Genomic DNA, 13007 nt, shown 5'->3' on the forward strand with positions numbered 1-13007 from the left:
CTGGAGCGTTACGGAAGGGGAGTAAATATCAAAGCGTGTTTGCATGAGGCGCTGGGGCACCCCATGCAACACGTAATTGGGACATAGCCAAACAAAAGACCCCGCTCATTGGCGGGGTCTTTTAATTGCAACAAGGGTTGCAAAGGAAGTTCAGGAGCGATCAGGCGCGCTTGGCCTGCTTCTCGGCAATGGCGTCTGCCACGTCGGCCGGCTCCAGCACTATGCCTTCCTGATCCGGGGTCGGGAACACGGCAACACACAGCTCGTCCTGCTCCATGCCGTCGACCCAGCGCTCCAGCCACACCTTGAGGGTGATGGACTGCGGCTTGCACTCGGCCCACTCACCTTCGGCCCACGCTTGGGCGTACTCGGGGTGCGGCCATACCGGAATGCAATCTTCATCGTCGGTGGTCAGCATCATGACGCCGTGCTCGTCGGTCAGGACAAACAGCTCTTCGTGCTCGACCAACTTGCTGATGAAGTGCTCGTAGCGGTAGTCGGCGTTCAGTTGCAGCGCAGCATTGCGCTCGGTTTCGCTCAATTCATAGCTCATTGGCCAAGTCTCTCTTTCAATAAAGGGCGCCATGTTCACATCTTGCTGGCGGCTTGTCCAGTATGAGAGATCCGTCACCTATTTTTCGGCGATATCAACCCAGTTCAGGCGTCACCAGGGAGATTTCCACCGTCTCGCAACAGCGCTGGCGCAACCAGTAGGCAGATTCCACCTCGACGAAGCAGAGTTGATCCCGTCCCGCCTGCACGCCCTGCATGATCTGCTCGAACCGCAACTGCTGTTGCTGCTCCCAGGCGGCTGCCAGTTTGCTGCCATGGGCCTCGTCCACTACCTCGCGGCGCAGCTCGAACAGGTTATCGGTGATCGGGCTGTTTATCTTGGCCGGGCTGTGCCAGTACATCAGCAGGTTGTCCATCATCTCGGTGTCATAGTTGGCAAGGGCATCCAGCTCGGGGGTAGCCCCGACATCGCTGGCGGCAAAGTCACACCAGCCCGCCGTCAACGGCGCCAGGATTTGCGCAGCCGCCGCCTTGCCATGCTGACGCAAGGCAGCCACATCCAATCCCTTGATCGCGGGCAGCCAGACATCGCCCTGATGCTGGTCGAGCAGCGGCAGCAACAGAGAGGTGGGATAAACAGGAAAACGGGGGCCGAGAGAGTGAAGCAGTGATACTAGCGTGATCTTTACCATGAGGGGCGCCTTGAACTGGAAGGCCGATATGCTGCGCTCGGCCAGAAAGACAAAGGAGGGCCCTATCCTATCATGTTTGAACGCTAGCGAGCGGACTCACATTTCCACGGCTTAAATCGGATGACAATGCCCAAAAAAACAGCGTTCAGGCAGGCCTGCGCCAGAGAAAGCCCAATAGTTTGAACCAGCGCCCACTAAAGTGGATCCGGGAATGCTAGTTTGCATACATCTTTAGCGTAAGGAGTGCATTCATGATTGGGATCGACCAGATTTCTAACGACTTTGTAAACGACTTGAAAATACTGGCATGCTTTGATCCGGCCAACATGAGCCTGGGGATCAAGTTGCGCAGTGACATGTCCGACGAGCTGTGCCAAGCGGCAGTACGCCTGCATCAACAAGGTCTCATCAGCGCAGAAGATGGCGGCTACCTGACTCCTTTTGGCATGACCATGGTTGAGCATCTGCAGCATCTTATCGTCGCACTCAAACCGCTTTGATCGCCTGTGGGGCCCAGAGTGAAAAGTTGAGCAACTCCCAATGCGGGCCCTGCCGCAACAGACAGGCAAACAGCAAAGGACCTTCGGGTCCTTTTACTTTGCCATCGACCATCCATTCACCTTCCCGTTTCGGCAAAGGCTGCGCCTTGATCTCATCGGGCACGATCGTGCTTCCCAGGCGAACTTGTACAAACTGCTGACACACGGCTTTCGCTTCGGTGGCAAAAGCATTCTGTGCCTGAGTGTCGACGGAGATAAGTAGGCTGGAAACCAGCAGAAGTGATGGGGTCATGGTGAGATATGGCGGCGAAAGTGAAGTCGATACAAGTCTAATATGTACCCATAAACAAAAAGCCGTGGAACCAGAGGTACCACGGCTTTCTTAAATTCTGTAAGAATTACAGAGCAGTTACGTTCTCAGCCTGCGGGCCTTTCTGACCTTGGGTCACGGAGAACTGTACGCGCTGACCTTCAGCCAGGGTACGGAAACCGTTACCGCTGATAGCGCTGAAGTGAACGAAAACGTCCGGGCCGTTTTCTTGCTGGATGAAGCCAAAACCTTTGGTTTCGTTGAAAAACTTAACGGTACCGGTGATCATGTTAGACATATCTATAACCTGTATTCAAAATAATTACTTATGCTTTTCAGCGGATAAAGCTCAAAAACGGGATTAACTTATGAACAACAGGAAAAGATGTAAAACATCATATTCATTGACATAACTTTCGCCCTTTCAAGCTGGTTTAGATTATACGTGGCTTTGGGGATTACGCAAACAAATTTGTGCCCTGCCGACGGCAGGGCACAAGGGTTTATAACGCGGGAGCTTCCAGTGCCTGAACCAGTACCTTGAGGAAGCGTGCAGCCTCGCCGCCAGTGCAGGCTCTGTGGTCAAACGTCATCGACAACGGCAGTGCCCTGACCGGGCGAGCCTCTCCGTGGATGAACACCACCTTCTCGAACAACTTGCCGGCACCTATGATGGCCACTTGAGGTGGCGTCACTATGGGACTGGCATAGCGGCCGGCGATGGCACCGAAGTTGGTGAGGGTGATGGTCGCCCCCTGCAGCATCTCCCGCGGCACGGCACGCGCCTTCACATCGGTGATCATGCGGTCCAGCCCCTGCCGGATGTCGGCCCCTTCCCGCTCTGCCACGTTCTCCATCACGGGCACATAGAGTCCATGCCGGGAGTCCACCGCAATGGCAACGTTGACCTCGCTGAACAACCGCCTTGAGAGCGTATCGCCATCAAACCAGGCGTTCATGGAGGGCTCGGCACGACAGGCGACACCGATGGCCTTGATGAGGCGCACCGTCACATCTTCATCCGGCCGCCAGTGACGCAGATCCACCTCGTCGGTAATGCTGACCGGTACCACAGTCTGATGGGAAAGCTCCATCGCCTTGGCCATGGCCCGGCGCGAGCCCTTGAGGAATTCGTTGCCGCTGCTTTGCTGAGCCTCGAATGCCGCCTGCACGTCCTGCTCTGTCACCATGCCAGCGCCGCCACTGCCCTTGAGCCGGTCGATGTCCAGTCCCAATTTTTGCGCCAGCAGACGCACGGCCGGCATGGCCTGCACCAGGCTGCCACCTGGGGCTATGGCACCCACCACGAAGTGATCCTCGATATGTTGTTGATGGGCACTGACCTTGCCCACTACTGTGCCGTCATCCTCGCCCCCTTCGAACTCCACCAGCGGCGCACCGATGTGGAGTATGTCGCCCTCCTGCCCGCACAACCTGGCGATCACCCCCGCCACCGGCGAGGGCACATCCACCAATGCCTTGGCGGTTTCTACCGACAACAACACCTGATCGACACTCACCGTATCGCCGGCGCTCACCTTCCATTCGACTATCTCGGCCTCGGCCAAGCCTTCGCCCAGATCCGGTAATTTGAAAAATTTCATAGCCACTTCTCCATCAGCTGATGAGCCGCGTCCGCGATATCCTGCTCGGTGATGAGGTAATACTCTTCGTTGCGGTAGTAGGGCACGGCGGCATCCACCCCGGTGAGGCGTTTGGGCGGCGCCTTGAGGGAGGTCAACGCCTCCTCTGTGACCCGCGCCACTATCTCGGCGCCCACCCCGAAGCTGCCGCATGCCTCGTGCACCACCAGCAGACGGCCCGTCTTGCGCACCGACGCCAGAATGCTCTCCATGTCCAGCGGCTTGATGGTGGCGAGATCCAGCACTTCACACTGGATATCCTGCTCCGCCAGCAGGCTCGCCGCTCGCATCACCTCCTGGATGCAGGCTCCCCAGGCGACCACTGTGATGTCCCGTCCCGGCCGCAGGGTGAAGCAGACGTCCAGCGGCAGGCCGACACCGTCATCCACCACATCCGACTTCATGGAGCGATAGATGCGATCAGGCTCGAAGAACATCACGGGATCCGGGTCGCGAATAGCCGAGAGCAGCAAGCCATAGGCCCGTCTCGGACTGGAGGGGATCACCACCCGCAGGCCCGGAATATGGGCAAACAGGGCCTCAACGCTCTCGCTGTGGTGCTCCGGCGAGTGGATGCCGGCGCCATAGGGAGAGCGGTAAACGATGGGACAGGAGAGACGGCCACGGGTGCGGTTACGCATCCGCGCCGCCTGACAGATGATCTGCTCCATGCCGGGGAAGATGAAGCCCTGAAACTGGAACTCGGCCACCGGCTTGAGCCCCTGGGTCGCCATGCCGACCGCCACCCCGGCAATCAGTCCCTCGGCCAGCGGCGTGTCTATCACCCGCTTGAAACCAAACTTGTCGCGCAGGCCGACGGTGGCGCGAAACACCCCGCCGTTGACCCCCACGTCCTCACCGAGCACCACCACATCGGGGTCGTGCTCCATCTCGTGATGCAGCGCCAGATTGATCGCTTCGAGCAGTGTCATGTCACTCATGCAGCCTCCCCATTCCCATTGCGTGCCATGTCGCCATAGCACGCAGGCTTGACGGCATCCTGCAGCCTTATCTCATCGATCATGAGCGTTCCTCCCCTGCGTGACGCTGCATGCCCTTGGCGATGATGCGCTGGCGCTGGCCGCGATAATCCTTGGGCAACTCGGCAAACTGATAGTCGAGCAGGGTTTCCGGCGCCTGCGGGGCCGTGCCTTCATAGGCAGCCACGGCGCGATCGACCTCCCGGCTCGCCTCGGCCAGCAGCGCCTGCTCCTGATGTTCGTCCCACCAGCCCTGTCCGGCCATGAACTGTCGCAGCCGCTTGACCGGCTCCCTGGCCCAGGCTGCTTCCACTTCGGCGGCATCGCGATAACGGGTCGCATCGTCGGCCGTGGTGTGATCCCCCAACCGATAGCTGATCGCCTCTATGAGGGTCGGGCCCTTGCCGGTGCGCGCGCGCTCCACGGCGATGCGGGTGGCATCATAGACGGCTACCACATCGTTGCCGTCGACCTGAATGCTGCGCACCCCGGCCCCTATCCCTTTCTGGGCCAGGGTGGGGGCGCTCGACTGCAACTTGCGCGGCACCGAGATAGCCCACTGGTTGTTGTTGATGATCATCACCATGGGCAGATGCCAGACTCCGGCACAGTTGAGCCCCTCCAGAAAGTCGCCCTTGGAGGTGCCGCCGTCGCCTATGGTGACCACGGCGACGCGAGGCTGGTTGCGCAACTTGAAGGCCGCCGCTATGCCGGCAGCATGGGTGATCTGGGTGGCGATGGGCACGCAAATGGGCAGGTCCTCCGACAGCTCGCCATCGGCCTTGTAAAAGACACAACCCCGTTCGTCCCCACCCCAATATTGCAGGTTTTTCTCCATGGGTACGCCCCGCACGTAGAGGGTGGGCATGTCCCGGTAGTAGGGCACATAAACATCCTGCTCCTGCATGGCGAGACCGACGCCTATCCCGACCGCCTCTGCTCCCAGATGGGAGGGAAAGGTGCCGAGTTTGCCGGTTCGCTGCAGCGCGATCGCTTTCTTGTCATAGCTGCGCACCATCACCATGTTGCGGTAGAAGGTGTGCAGTATCGCCTTGTCCAGCCAGGTCGGTAGTGTCGCGACCGGGCGCCCTTCCTCATCGAGGTAACGAAGGAAAGGGATGTCGACATGGGTCATAACTGGCTCCTTGCCGTTGTCAACGTCACCACCATGAGGTGACCCTTAGAATGTAAATAAGATGTTAACTAAAGAGCAATGTGATTTAACCAGGTAAGACCAGTAGAAACTTCTTTAATTTCAGAAAGACATTGAACTTTTCGGCTGAGCAGAGACGAAAAAGGGAGCCGCTTCGGGCTCCCAGTTCGGGCTGCTGCGGGATCAATCCCACGAGGATGAAGGGGCGCCACCAGCCGCACAGCGCACTGGGTGGAGGGCCCAAAAAGGGTTCAGTTCACTCCCACAAGCGGGTCGGTACCACCAGCAGCACGGTGCGCTGGCCTATGGCCACATTGGCGTTGGGGAAGACCACTGCCTCCCGCGTCTTTTCTACCGTGTAGCGCAGCTCCCCATCCTCGGCCAGCACGAACCCCTGGGGAAACTCGGTGAAATTGTCCACATCGCTGGCAAACAGGAAACGAAACTGCTCCGAACGCTTGTTGATCACCCGGTCGATGGCAAAAATGGTGAAGTCATCCGCGCGCCAGGGCTCGAGCGCCACCTCATCCTGGGTCACTAGCTCCTGCAGTGCCTGACGGGTCTCGATGAAGCGGGTCATGTCGTTCTCGCCAAACGGGCGCACCTTGCCCAGCTCCACCGTGAAGGCATGGGCACCGTGGCTGTGCGAGCTGTAATAGCTGAAGGTGGTAGTAGGGCCACTGGAGAGCAGTATGGTGCGCACCCCGCAGGCACCGAGGAACTGCACCTGCTCCTTGCAGTGCGGCCGCTCATGGGGAAAGGGGTAGACAGCAAACTTCTCGTGGCGCGAACCGCGAATGGCGGTGTGCAGATCGTAGTGATAACGGGGCCGGGCCGGATCGGCAAAGAAGCGGCTCACATACTGCTCCAGGCGCATGGCGCGAATGCGCTCCTGATTGCACAGCCCCTCCCCCTTGCTGTGGGCACCGGAGAAGAGCCGGTTCATGTTCTCCTCCACCTCCCGCAGCCCCAGGTTCATGGCGGCCGGGTTGCCAAACAGGAACAGCACCCGATGACGGGCCGTGAGCTCACCATTGAGCAGGCGGCTCAGCAGCTGGTTGCAGATCTCGATGGGAGCCGTCTCGTTGCCGTGGATGCCGCAGGAGAGCACGATATCCTTGCGCCCGCCCGGCAGGTCGCCGGCGCCGCTGGCAGGCTCCAGGCAGAGCACGCCCGTATCCCACACGCTCACCCGTGAGCCACCGGGCAGGTCAAATGTGAACGGCTCAAGCTGCCACTCATGGCGACGAGTCAGGGCCAAAAAGTCATGCTGGGGAATCATCCATCTCACCCTTTTGTCAGGAACGCTATGGGCGGATTATACGCAACGCGTGGGGGCTTAAAATCAGTTTTTAAACAAATTCAAACAGTAAGGATACAAATGTGGCGACAGTTAATGACAAGTCGGCAGGCATAGGGTGAACGAGGGAGCGGCGAGAAGGGGAAATGAAGCGACAGGGACGAGAAATATCGGGCAATCATTCAAGCGCCGGCGTCAGGCCGGTTGATACAGCAAAGTCGGGATCAGCAGAAAGACGAGGCATCCATGCCCGGCTGATCAACCACGCCAGAACGGCTTGGTGGTCTCTTGATAGCGATCAGATTCGTTCAGGCCGATGTCCTTGAGCAGGTACTCGGGCAGCTCGGAGAGCTGGCGACGGCTGCGGCTGCGTTCCAGCCAAGTCAGCACTGTCATTTTGACGCGAGCAACCAGATTCGATTGGCTGGAATGCTGGTAACCGGTCTCGGTATAAGTCATGTTGGCCATGATGTGGCTCCTCTTGATGATGTCTGCGCGGGGTGCGAATTTGTTGCGCAAAGCTTAGTCAGGAGGGACAACCGACTCAATTGACGAATTTTGATACAAGACATTAGTAAAACTAATGGTGAATGTCGTCAATCTGTAAAACCTAACAGATTGATTTTAAACTATTAAATAATCATTTAATTCCGTCTGAAAGACCGGCAGCATATTCTACTGCATGGCACACCTCTAACTATGCAGTTTCTTGTCTTGGCTATGCAGTCACGGTATCTCAAGGCGAGGCTGGCAACCTGGCATTTACATCCGATTGTTAATCAAGAGATCTTTTGTTGATCCTTATTTAACAGATAGATACAAAATAAACACACTCAAATGGCTATCGCTTTTGACCCTTGCCAGGCGCACCGCAAAGGAGACGCTTGGCGCGCTTTCGGCATGCTGGTATGGTTATTTATACAGTAGTTTAGCCACGTCTCTGCCAGCCCCTGTGGAGGGTGTGACAGGGGCGACCACAGGACACGCCGATGGACACATTTACCCCGACTGCCGCCCTGCGTCAACAGATGGACGCGCTCGAAGAGGCGTTGGCCCGCCTGGCCCGACAACTGGCGCAACTCCCCTTGCAGGAGGCCCACGTCTATCCCCTCCCCGCCGTGCCTCAGGGGCAGGAGCACGAGCCCATCGAGCAGATAGAGGTGGGCTATCTGGGCGGTGAGGAGGCGCTGGCGGCCACCCTGGCAGCCTACCGGGATCACTGTGCTCGCCCCGGCTGCTCCACCAAGGCCACCCACCGTCTGCCGGGCTGGCTGCGCTTTTCTGCCGCCAGCGCCAGCCAGCTGCGCCCGCTGATCGAAGAGGTCAACAGCCGCAAGCTCGCCTTCAAGGAACTGGTGCAACAGGCCGGTGGGCGGGATGAGAAGTTCGAGCTGGTACACAGGGCCCTGCCCGGGGTGATCACCCTGCAGGTCTACCGCAAGCTGACCCTGCTGGAAGGAGAGCTGCATTCCCTCGGCTTTACCTGGGCCGACAAGCAGAGCATCAACCGCCTCAGCCGGGAGCAGGTGCTGGAGATGCTGGAGCGCAGCCGCCGCTACATTCCGGCGCTCTCCAATAACGAGGAGTGGAGCAAGATGGTGGATCAGGAGGTCTATGACCTTCGCCGCCTGCCTGCCGATGCCGAGCTCAGGATCCGGCGACCGGTCAAGACCCACCCCATGATCAACCTGCTCTGGCAGGACAGGGAGCCCCGCAAGCAACAGCTCAAGGCGAGCCTGCCCCTGCTGCTCTGCTCGGACACCCAGCCCGCCGTCACCCACCTTGGCCACTACCCGCCGAAACTGCGGCAGGCGCGGCGGGATCGCAAGATTGGCGGTGAGCCCATCATAGAGCGGCTGCACCTCTACCTCTATCAGGGGTAGCCGCGAGTCGGCAGACTCACCTTGTCCAACCTCTGCAGATGGCGCGGCACGCCCGCCACTCCGCTGGCCTGGCCGAGCGGCCACCTCGTTGACGGGAGCTCCTGCACAGCCACAGACATAAACGAAGGGGGGATCGCCTGCCGGCGATCCCCCCTTGTGCACAGCCTCCGCCTGATCAGCCCATCAGCAGGGCGCGCAGGCTCTCCACATCCAACCCGCGCACTTCGGACTGGCCGCTCAGCAGGCCATCGGCCAGCGCCCGCTTCTCGTCATGCAGGGCGACTATCTTCTCCTCCACCGTCTGCTCGCACACCAGTCGATAAACCGTCACCGGCTGGGTCTGCCCCATGCGGTGGGCCCGATCGCTCGCCTGATCTTCCACCGCCGGGTTCCACCAGGGATCTAGGTGCAGCACGGTATCGGCCTGGGTCAGGTTGAGGCCCGTGCCCCCCGCCTTGAGGCTGATGAGGAACAGCGGCACCGGCTCGTGCCGAAAGCGCAATATGGAGTCCTGGCGGGACTTGGCGGAGCAGCCGCCATCCAGATAGCAGTAATCCCACTTCTTCTGTTCAATGCGTGCACGCAGCAGGCTCAGCAGATCGACGAACTGGCTGAACACCAGTACCCGATGACCGTTGCCGATCGCCTCGTCCAGCAGGGCCATCGCCTCGTCCAGCTTGCTGCTGGTCTGGGACCACTCGGGCATCACCAGCTCGGGGGAACAGCAGAGCCGGCGCAGCCGGGTCAGGCCGCTCAACACGTGCATCAGGGCACGACCATCGGCACTTTGCACCTGCTGCACCACCTCGCGCCGGGTTGCCTCATACAGCTGGCGCTCCTCGGGGGAGAGGCTGATGTGATGAATGATCTCTGTCTTGTCCGGCAGCTCGGTCAGCACCTGCTGCTTGAGACGACGCAGGATGAAGGGGCTGATCACCGCCCGCAGCAGCGCCATGTGCTGGGGATCCTTCACCGCCTTGCCGAAACGGCGCTTGAACTCGCCCAGGCTGCCGAGCAGGCCCGGGTTGATAAAGGTAAACAGGCTCCACAGCTCCCCCAGGTGGTTCTCGATGGGGGTGCCGGAGAGGGCAAGGCGAAAATCGCCGTCGAGCTGAAACAGCAGCTTGGCGCGCTGGGTGCCGGCGTTCTTGATCTGCTGCGCCTCGTCCAGCACCATGCTCGACCAGCGGCGAGACTTGAGCGCTTCTGCAAGGCTGCCGAGCATGCCGTAGTTGATCAGGATCACCTGGCCGGCCTTGGCATCGCGGATCATTCCTTCCCGCTCGGAGGGGTTCTCGAACACCACCACCTCGAGTTCGGGAGCGAAGCGCGCCACCTCTTCCTGCCAGTTGGTGACCACTGACTTCGGCACCACTACCAGCGCCGGCCCCAGATGCTGGCGCATGCGCAGCACTATGAGTGCCTGCAGGGTCTTGCCCAGACCCATGTCATCGGCCAGACAGGCGCCAAAGCCATGATGGGCCAGGGTCGCCAGCCAGCGCACTCCATCCTTCTGATAATCCCGCAGCGGGGTCAGCAGCTCGGCCGGACACTCCACCTCCTGCTGCCACTCCTGTTGCAGGGAGTGCCAGGCGTCATCCCCCTCGGTGGTGATGACGGAGAGCAGGCGAGTGAGCGGATAGGCCAGCTTGTTGTTGATGCGTTGCTCTTCATCCAGCATGGCGCCCAGCATGGTGAGCCGCTCCACCAGCTTGTCGCTCAGCATCAGGCTGGTCTTCTCGTCGAGCTGGACGGTGCGCTGACCCGGCGTCATCTGGCGCAGGATCAGGCGCAGGTCGAGGATCTGATGCTCATCGAGGGCCAGCGCCCCCTCCACCTGGAACCAGTCCTGGCGCCGCTCGATGCGCAGACTCAGGGCCGCTTCATCCAGACTCTTGAGGCGGGCGCTGTCCTGGTGCCAGTGAATGACCACACCGGCATCCACCAGCTCGGGCAGGGCGTTGACCAGTGCCAGCGCCTGCTCCCCCTGAAGTAGCCACTCACTGCCGGGCAGGCCGATGGGCAGCGAATTGCGCAGCTGCTGGGCCTGTACCTTCTCGGCGGCCAGGTCCCGCTGCCAGTAGTGATAATCCTTGATCCCCTGCCGCACTATGGCCTCCCCCTTGCCAAGAGGCAGTGGCGGCAACTCGCCCTGACGGGTCACCAGCCTGACTGCCAGCTGACCATCCTGCCAATCCAGCTGGACCGAGGGAACGCCGGGCCAGGGAGCCAGTTCGGCATTGCCTGTCAGGCCGTCCACCTGGCTGTGCCAGGGCAGGCCCGGGATGGCATCCAGGGTGCGCTGCAATTCGCTTAAGCCCTCGGCCGACAAGGGGGGAATGGATTCCAGCGCGGGCAGGCGATCGAGCAGCGGCTGGGGGGTGAGGATGAGCTGCCACAAGTCCTGCGCCAGCGGCAGTATGTGGGCCCCACGTGCGGCGGCGGCCGGGCTCAGCACGGCGCCCATGCCTTGCTCAAGGGGGACGACCTGCAGCAAAGGCGCACTGATGGCCAGTTGCAGTTTTTGTCCCTTGGCATTGAACAGGCGCGGATGATTGGCCAGCGGTGCCCAGGCCTCTCGCGGCAAGTGGCCCATGACCCGGGGCAGGGTACGCACCAGCGCCCAGTCCTCTTCGTCGAGCAGGGCAGCATACTGGGTGGAGAGCAGCGCGGGATCGACCCGGCGACCGGCGGTCCACTCCCCCTTGGTGCTCTGCTTCTGGATCTTGCACTCCAGCTCGGGCCCTTCGGCATGCAGCAGCCACACCAGCCGCTCCTGCGCCTTGCGCACGCCGCTGGAGCGTCCCAGCCCCTGCAGCCAGTTGAGCCAGCTGGCCGAGGCGGGCGTCTTGTCCTCCCCGTCCTGTTCGTCGGTCTCTTCCTCCCCGTTGGCGGCGCGCAGCTGTTGCAGCGGTGCACGCTGCGCCCCCTGCCCCAGCAGGAGCCGCAGCAGATCCTGACAGAAGGCCATCAGCCTGTGATGGGGGTCGGCCTCCAGCACGTGGGAGAGATCCCACTTGTGCAGGATGGCAACCTGGGGGCTCTGCTCACCATGTCGGGCAAGGGCGCAGAGATCGAGCCAGAGATAACCCCAGTGCAACTCCTCCAGCGGCAGTTGCAGGGTATCGAACAACCCGACCGCCTGGCCGTGGCGATCGCCGGCCCACTGGCCCAGCAGATCCGCCAGCAGTGGAAACTGGTTGCCCAGGCTGCGCTGCCACTTCTTGCGCTGCTCGCTGGCAATGACGGGGTCGGCTTGTTGCAGCCAGCCGAGCCAGAGCAGGCCGCCGAACATCAGTGGCCACTGACCCTGACCACCTTGCGCCTGCCACTGCCCGAGGGCACCAAGCAGCCGCTCGGCAAGAGGTTGTTCTGCTCCCTGCTCCGCCAACTGCTGCAAGGCAGGCCAGTGAGTGGTTACCTCGCCTGCCAGGTCGCCACAGAGCCATTGCCACTCGGATGCGAACCCCTCGCTCAGGCGGGTCAGCTCGGGGGCACAGGCGCTGGCGACCGATGCCAGCGGCCACTGCTCACCCGGTTCGGCATCGAGCAGGGTTTGCAGGGCGAAGTGCATCAGCATCAGTTGCTGCCATTGCGGGCTGGATCCCGGCAGCAGGCGATGGGCCTCGGGCACGTCGAGCAGGCTCAGCAGATCGGCTGCGAGGTAGTAAGTCGGCACCTGACCCGCCTCCCCAAGGCAGAGTTCGCGCACCAGTGCCTGGGCCATCTCCTGGCCGGTCACCGAGGGCACCCGTGCCCAGTTCGGCATGGGGCAGGCTCCCGAGCGCACCGCCAGGATCAGCGCCAGGGTTCCCTCTGCCGTCAGACTCCACTGCTGCTCCCCGCGCAGCCGCACCAGCCCCTGCAACTGCAACTGGCTCAGCTTGTCGATCAAGGCCCGCCCGAGCGGCTGCTGTGCTTGCAGTTGTTCTTGCAAATAGCGGGTACTGGCGGTGCGCTGCAACTGCAGCTCACTGAGCAGGGCATAACAATCGGAAGAGAGGGTGAACGCAGACATCAAGACTCACGGGCA

Annotated in this window: 12 protein-coding genes; 2 read left to right on the forward strand and 10 right to left on the reverse strand. The window is 61.0% G+C overall.

All coding sequences use genetic code 11. The features are described 5' to 3' along the window. Positions 1-160: 160 nt before the first annotated feature. Together ACW5XD_RS15730 and ACW5XD_RS15735 are read right to left on the reverse strand one after the other, a co-directional pair. A complete protein-coding gene (locus ACW5XD_RS15730) occupies positions 161-553 on the reverse strand; it encodes a DUF2750 domain-containing protein (RefSeq protein ID WP_042036410.1) in 393 nt (130 codons plus the stop codon). 94 nt (positions 554-647) lie between these two features. Next, positions 648-1205: a hypothetical protein gene (locus tag ACW5XD_RS15735; RefSeq protein WP_456495657.1), complete on the reverse strand. Its 558-nt coding sequence runs from the start codon at positions 1203-1205 to the stop codon at positions 648-650. Positions 1206-1456: 251 nt separating this feature from the next. On the opposite strand from ACW5XD_RS15735, the gene ACW5XD_RS15740 reads away from it, so the two are divergent. Further along, on the forward strand, positions 1457-1705 hold the full coding sequence (locus ACW5XD_RS15740) for a TIGR02647 family protein (protein ID WP_005320240.1): 249 nt from the start codon (positions 1457-1459) through the stop codon (positions 1703-1705). Here ACW5XD_RS15740 and ACW5XD_RS15745 read toward each other — a convergent pair. From ACW5XD_RS15745 to ACW5XD_RS15775, 7 genes are all read right to left on the reverse strand, one after another. Continuing rightward, positions 1692-1997 carry a hypothetical protein gene (locus ACW5XD_RS15745; RefSeq protein ID WP_456495658.1) on the reverse strand — a complete coding sequence of 102 codons (306 nt, stop codon included), beginning with the start codon at positions 1995-1997 and terminating at the stop codon, positions 1692-1694. The genes ACW5XD_RS15740 and ACW5XD_RS15745 overlap by 14 nt on opposite strands. Positions 1998-2103: 106 nt before the next feature. After that, complete coding sequence (locus ACW5XD_RS15750; RefSeq protein WP_005331438.1) at positions 2104-2313, reverse strand: cold-shock protein; 210 nt, start codon at positions 2311-2313, stop codon at positions 2104-2106. A 205-nt stretch (positions 2314-2518) separates the two neighbouring features. Next, positions 2519-3619, reverse strand: coding sequence for a dihydrolipoamide acetyltransferase family protein (locus tag ACW5XD_RS15755; protein WP_456495659.1), 1101 nt, complete (start codon positions 3617-3619; stop codon positions 2519-2521). Then, a complete protein-coding gene (locus ACW5XD_RS15760; RefSeq protein ID WP_456495660.1) occupies positions 3616-4599 on the reverse strand; it encodes an alpha-ketoacid dehydrogenase subunit beta in 984 nt (327 codons plus the stop codon). The genes ACW5XD_RS15755 and ACW5XD_RS15760 overlap by 4 nt, the downstream gene beginning before the upstream one ends. A gap of 79 nt (positions 4600-4678) precedes the next feature. Further along, positions 4679-5773 (reverse strand): pyruvate dehydrogenase (acetyl-transferring) E1 component subunit alpha, encoded by a 1095-nt coding sequence (pdhA, locus tag ACW5XD_RS15765; RefSeq protein ID WP_290064923.1) that lies wholly within the window; start codon positions 5771-5773, stop codon positions 4679-4681. 274 nt (positions 5774-6047) lie between these two features. Further along, positions 6048-7073 (reverse strand): succinylglutamate desuccinylase, encoded by a 1026-nt coding sequence (astE, locus tag ACW5XD_RS15770; protein ID WP_456495661.1) that lies wholly within the window; start codon positions 7071-7073, stop codon positions 6048-6050. Positions 7074-7349: 276 nt separating this feature from the next. Further along, entirely contained in the window at positions 7350-7559 is a 210-nt protein-coding gene (locus ACW5XD_RS15775) for a DUF1127 domain-containing protein (protein ID WP_043137637.1), read from the reverse strand. Between the two features lie 521 nt (positions 7560-8080). Here ACW5XD_RS15775 and ACW5XD_RS15780 point away from each other — a divergent pair. After that, a complete protein-coding gene (locus tag ACW5XD_RS15780; RefSeq protein ID WP_456495662.1) occupies positions 8081-8974 on the forward strand; it encodes a DNA replication terminus site-binding protein in 894 nt (297 codons plus the stop codon). Positions 8975-9149: 175 nt separating this feature from the next. Here the strand turns inward: ACW5XD_RS15780 and ACW5XD_RS15785 are convergent, their stop codons facing one another. After that, positions 9150-12992 carry an SNF2-related protein gene (locus ACW5XD_RS15785; RefSeq protein ID WP_456495663.1) on the reverse strand — a complete coding sequence of 1281 codons (3843 nt, stop codon included), beginning with the start codon at positions 12990-12992 and terminating at the stop codon, positions 9150-9152. Between the last annotated feature and the right edge of the window lie 15 nt (positions 12993-13007).

Source organism: Aeromonas enterica (genome assembly GCF_054052465.1).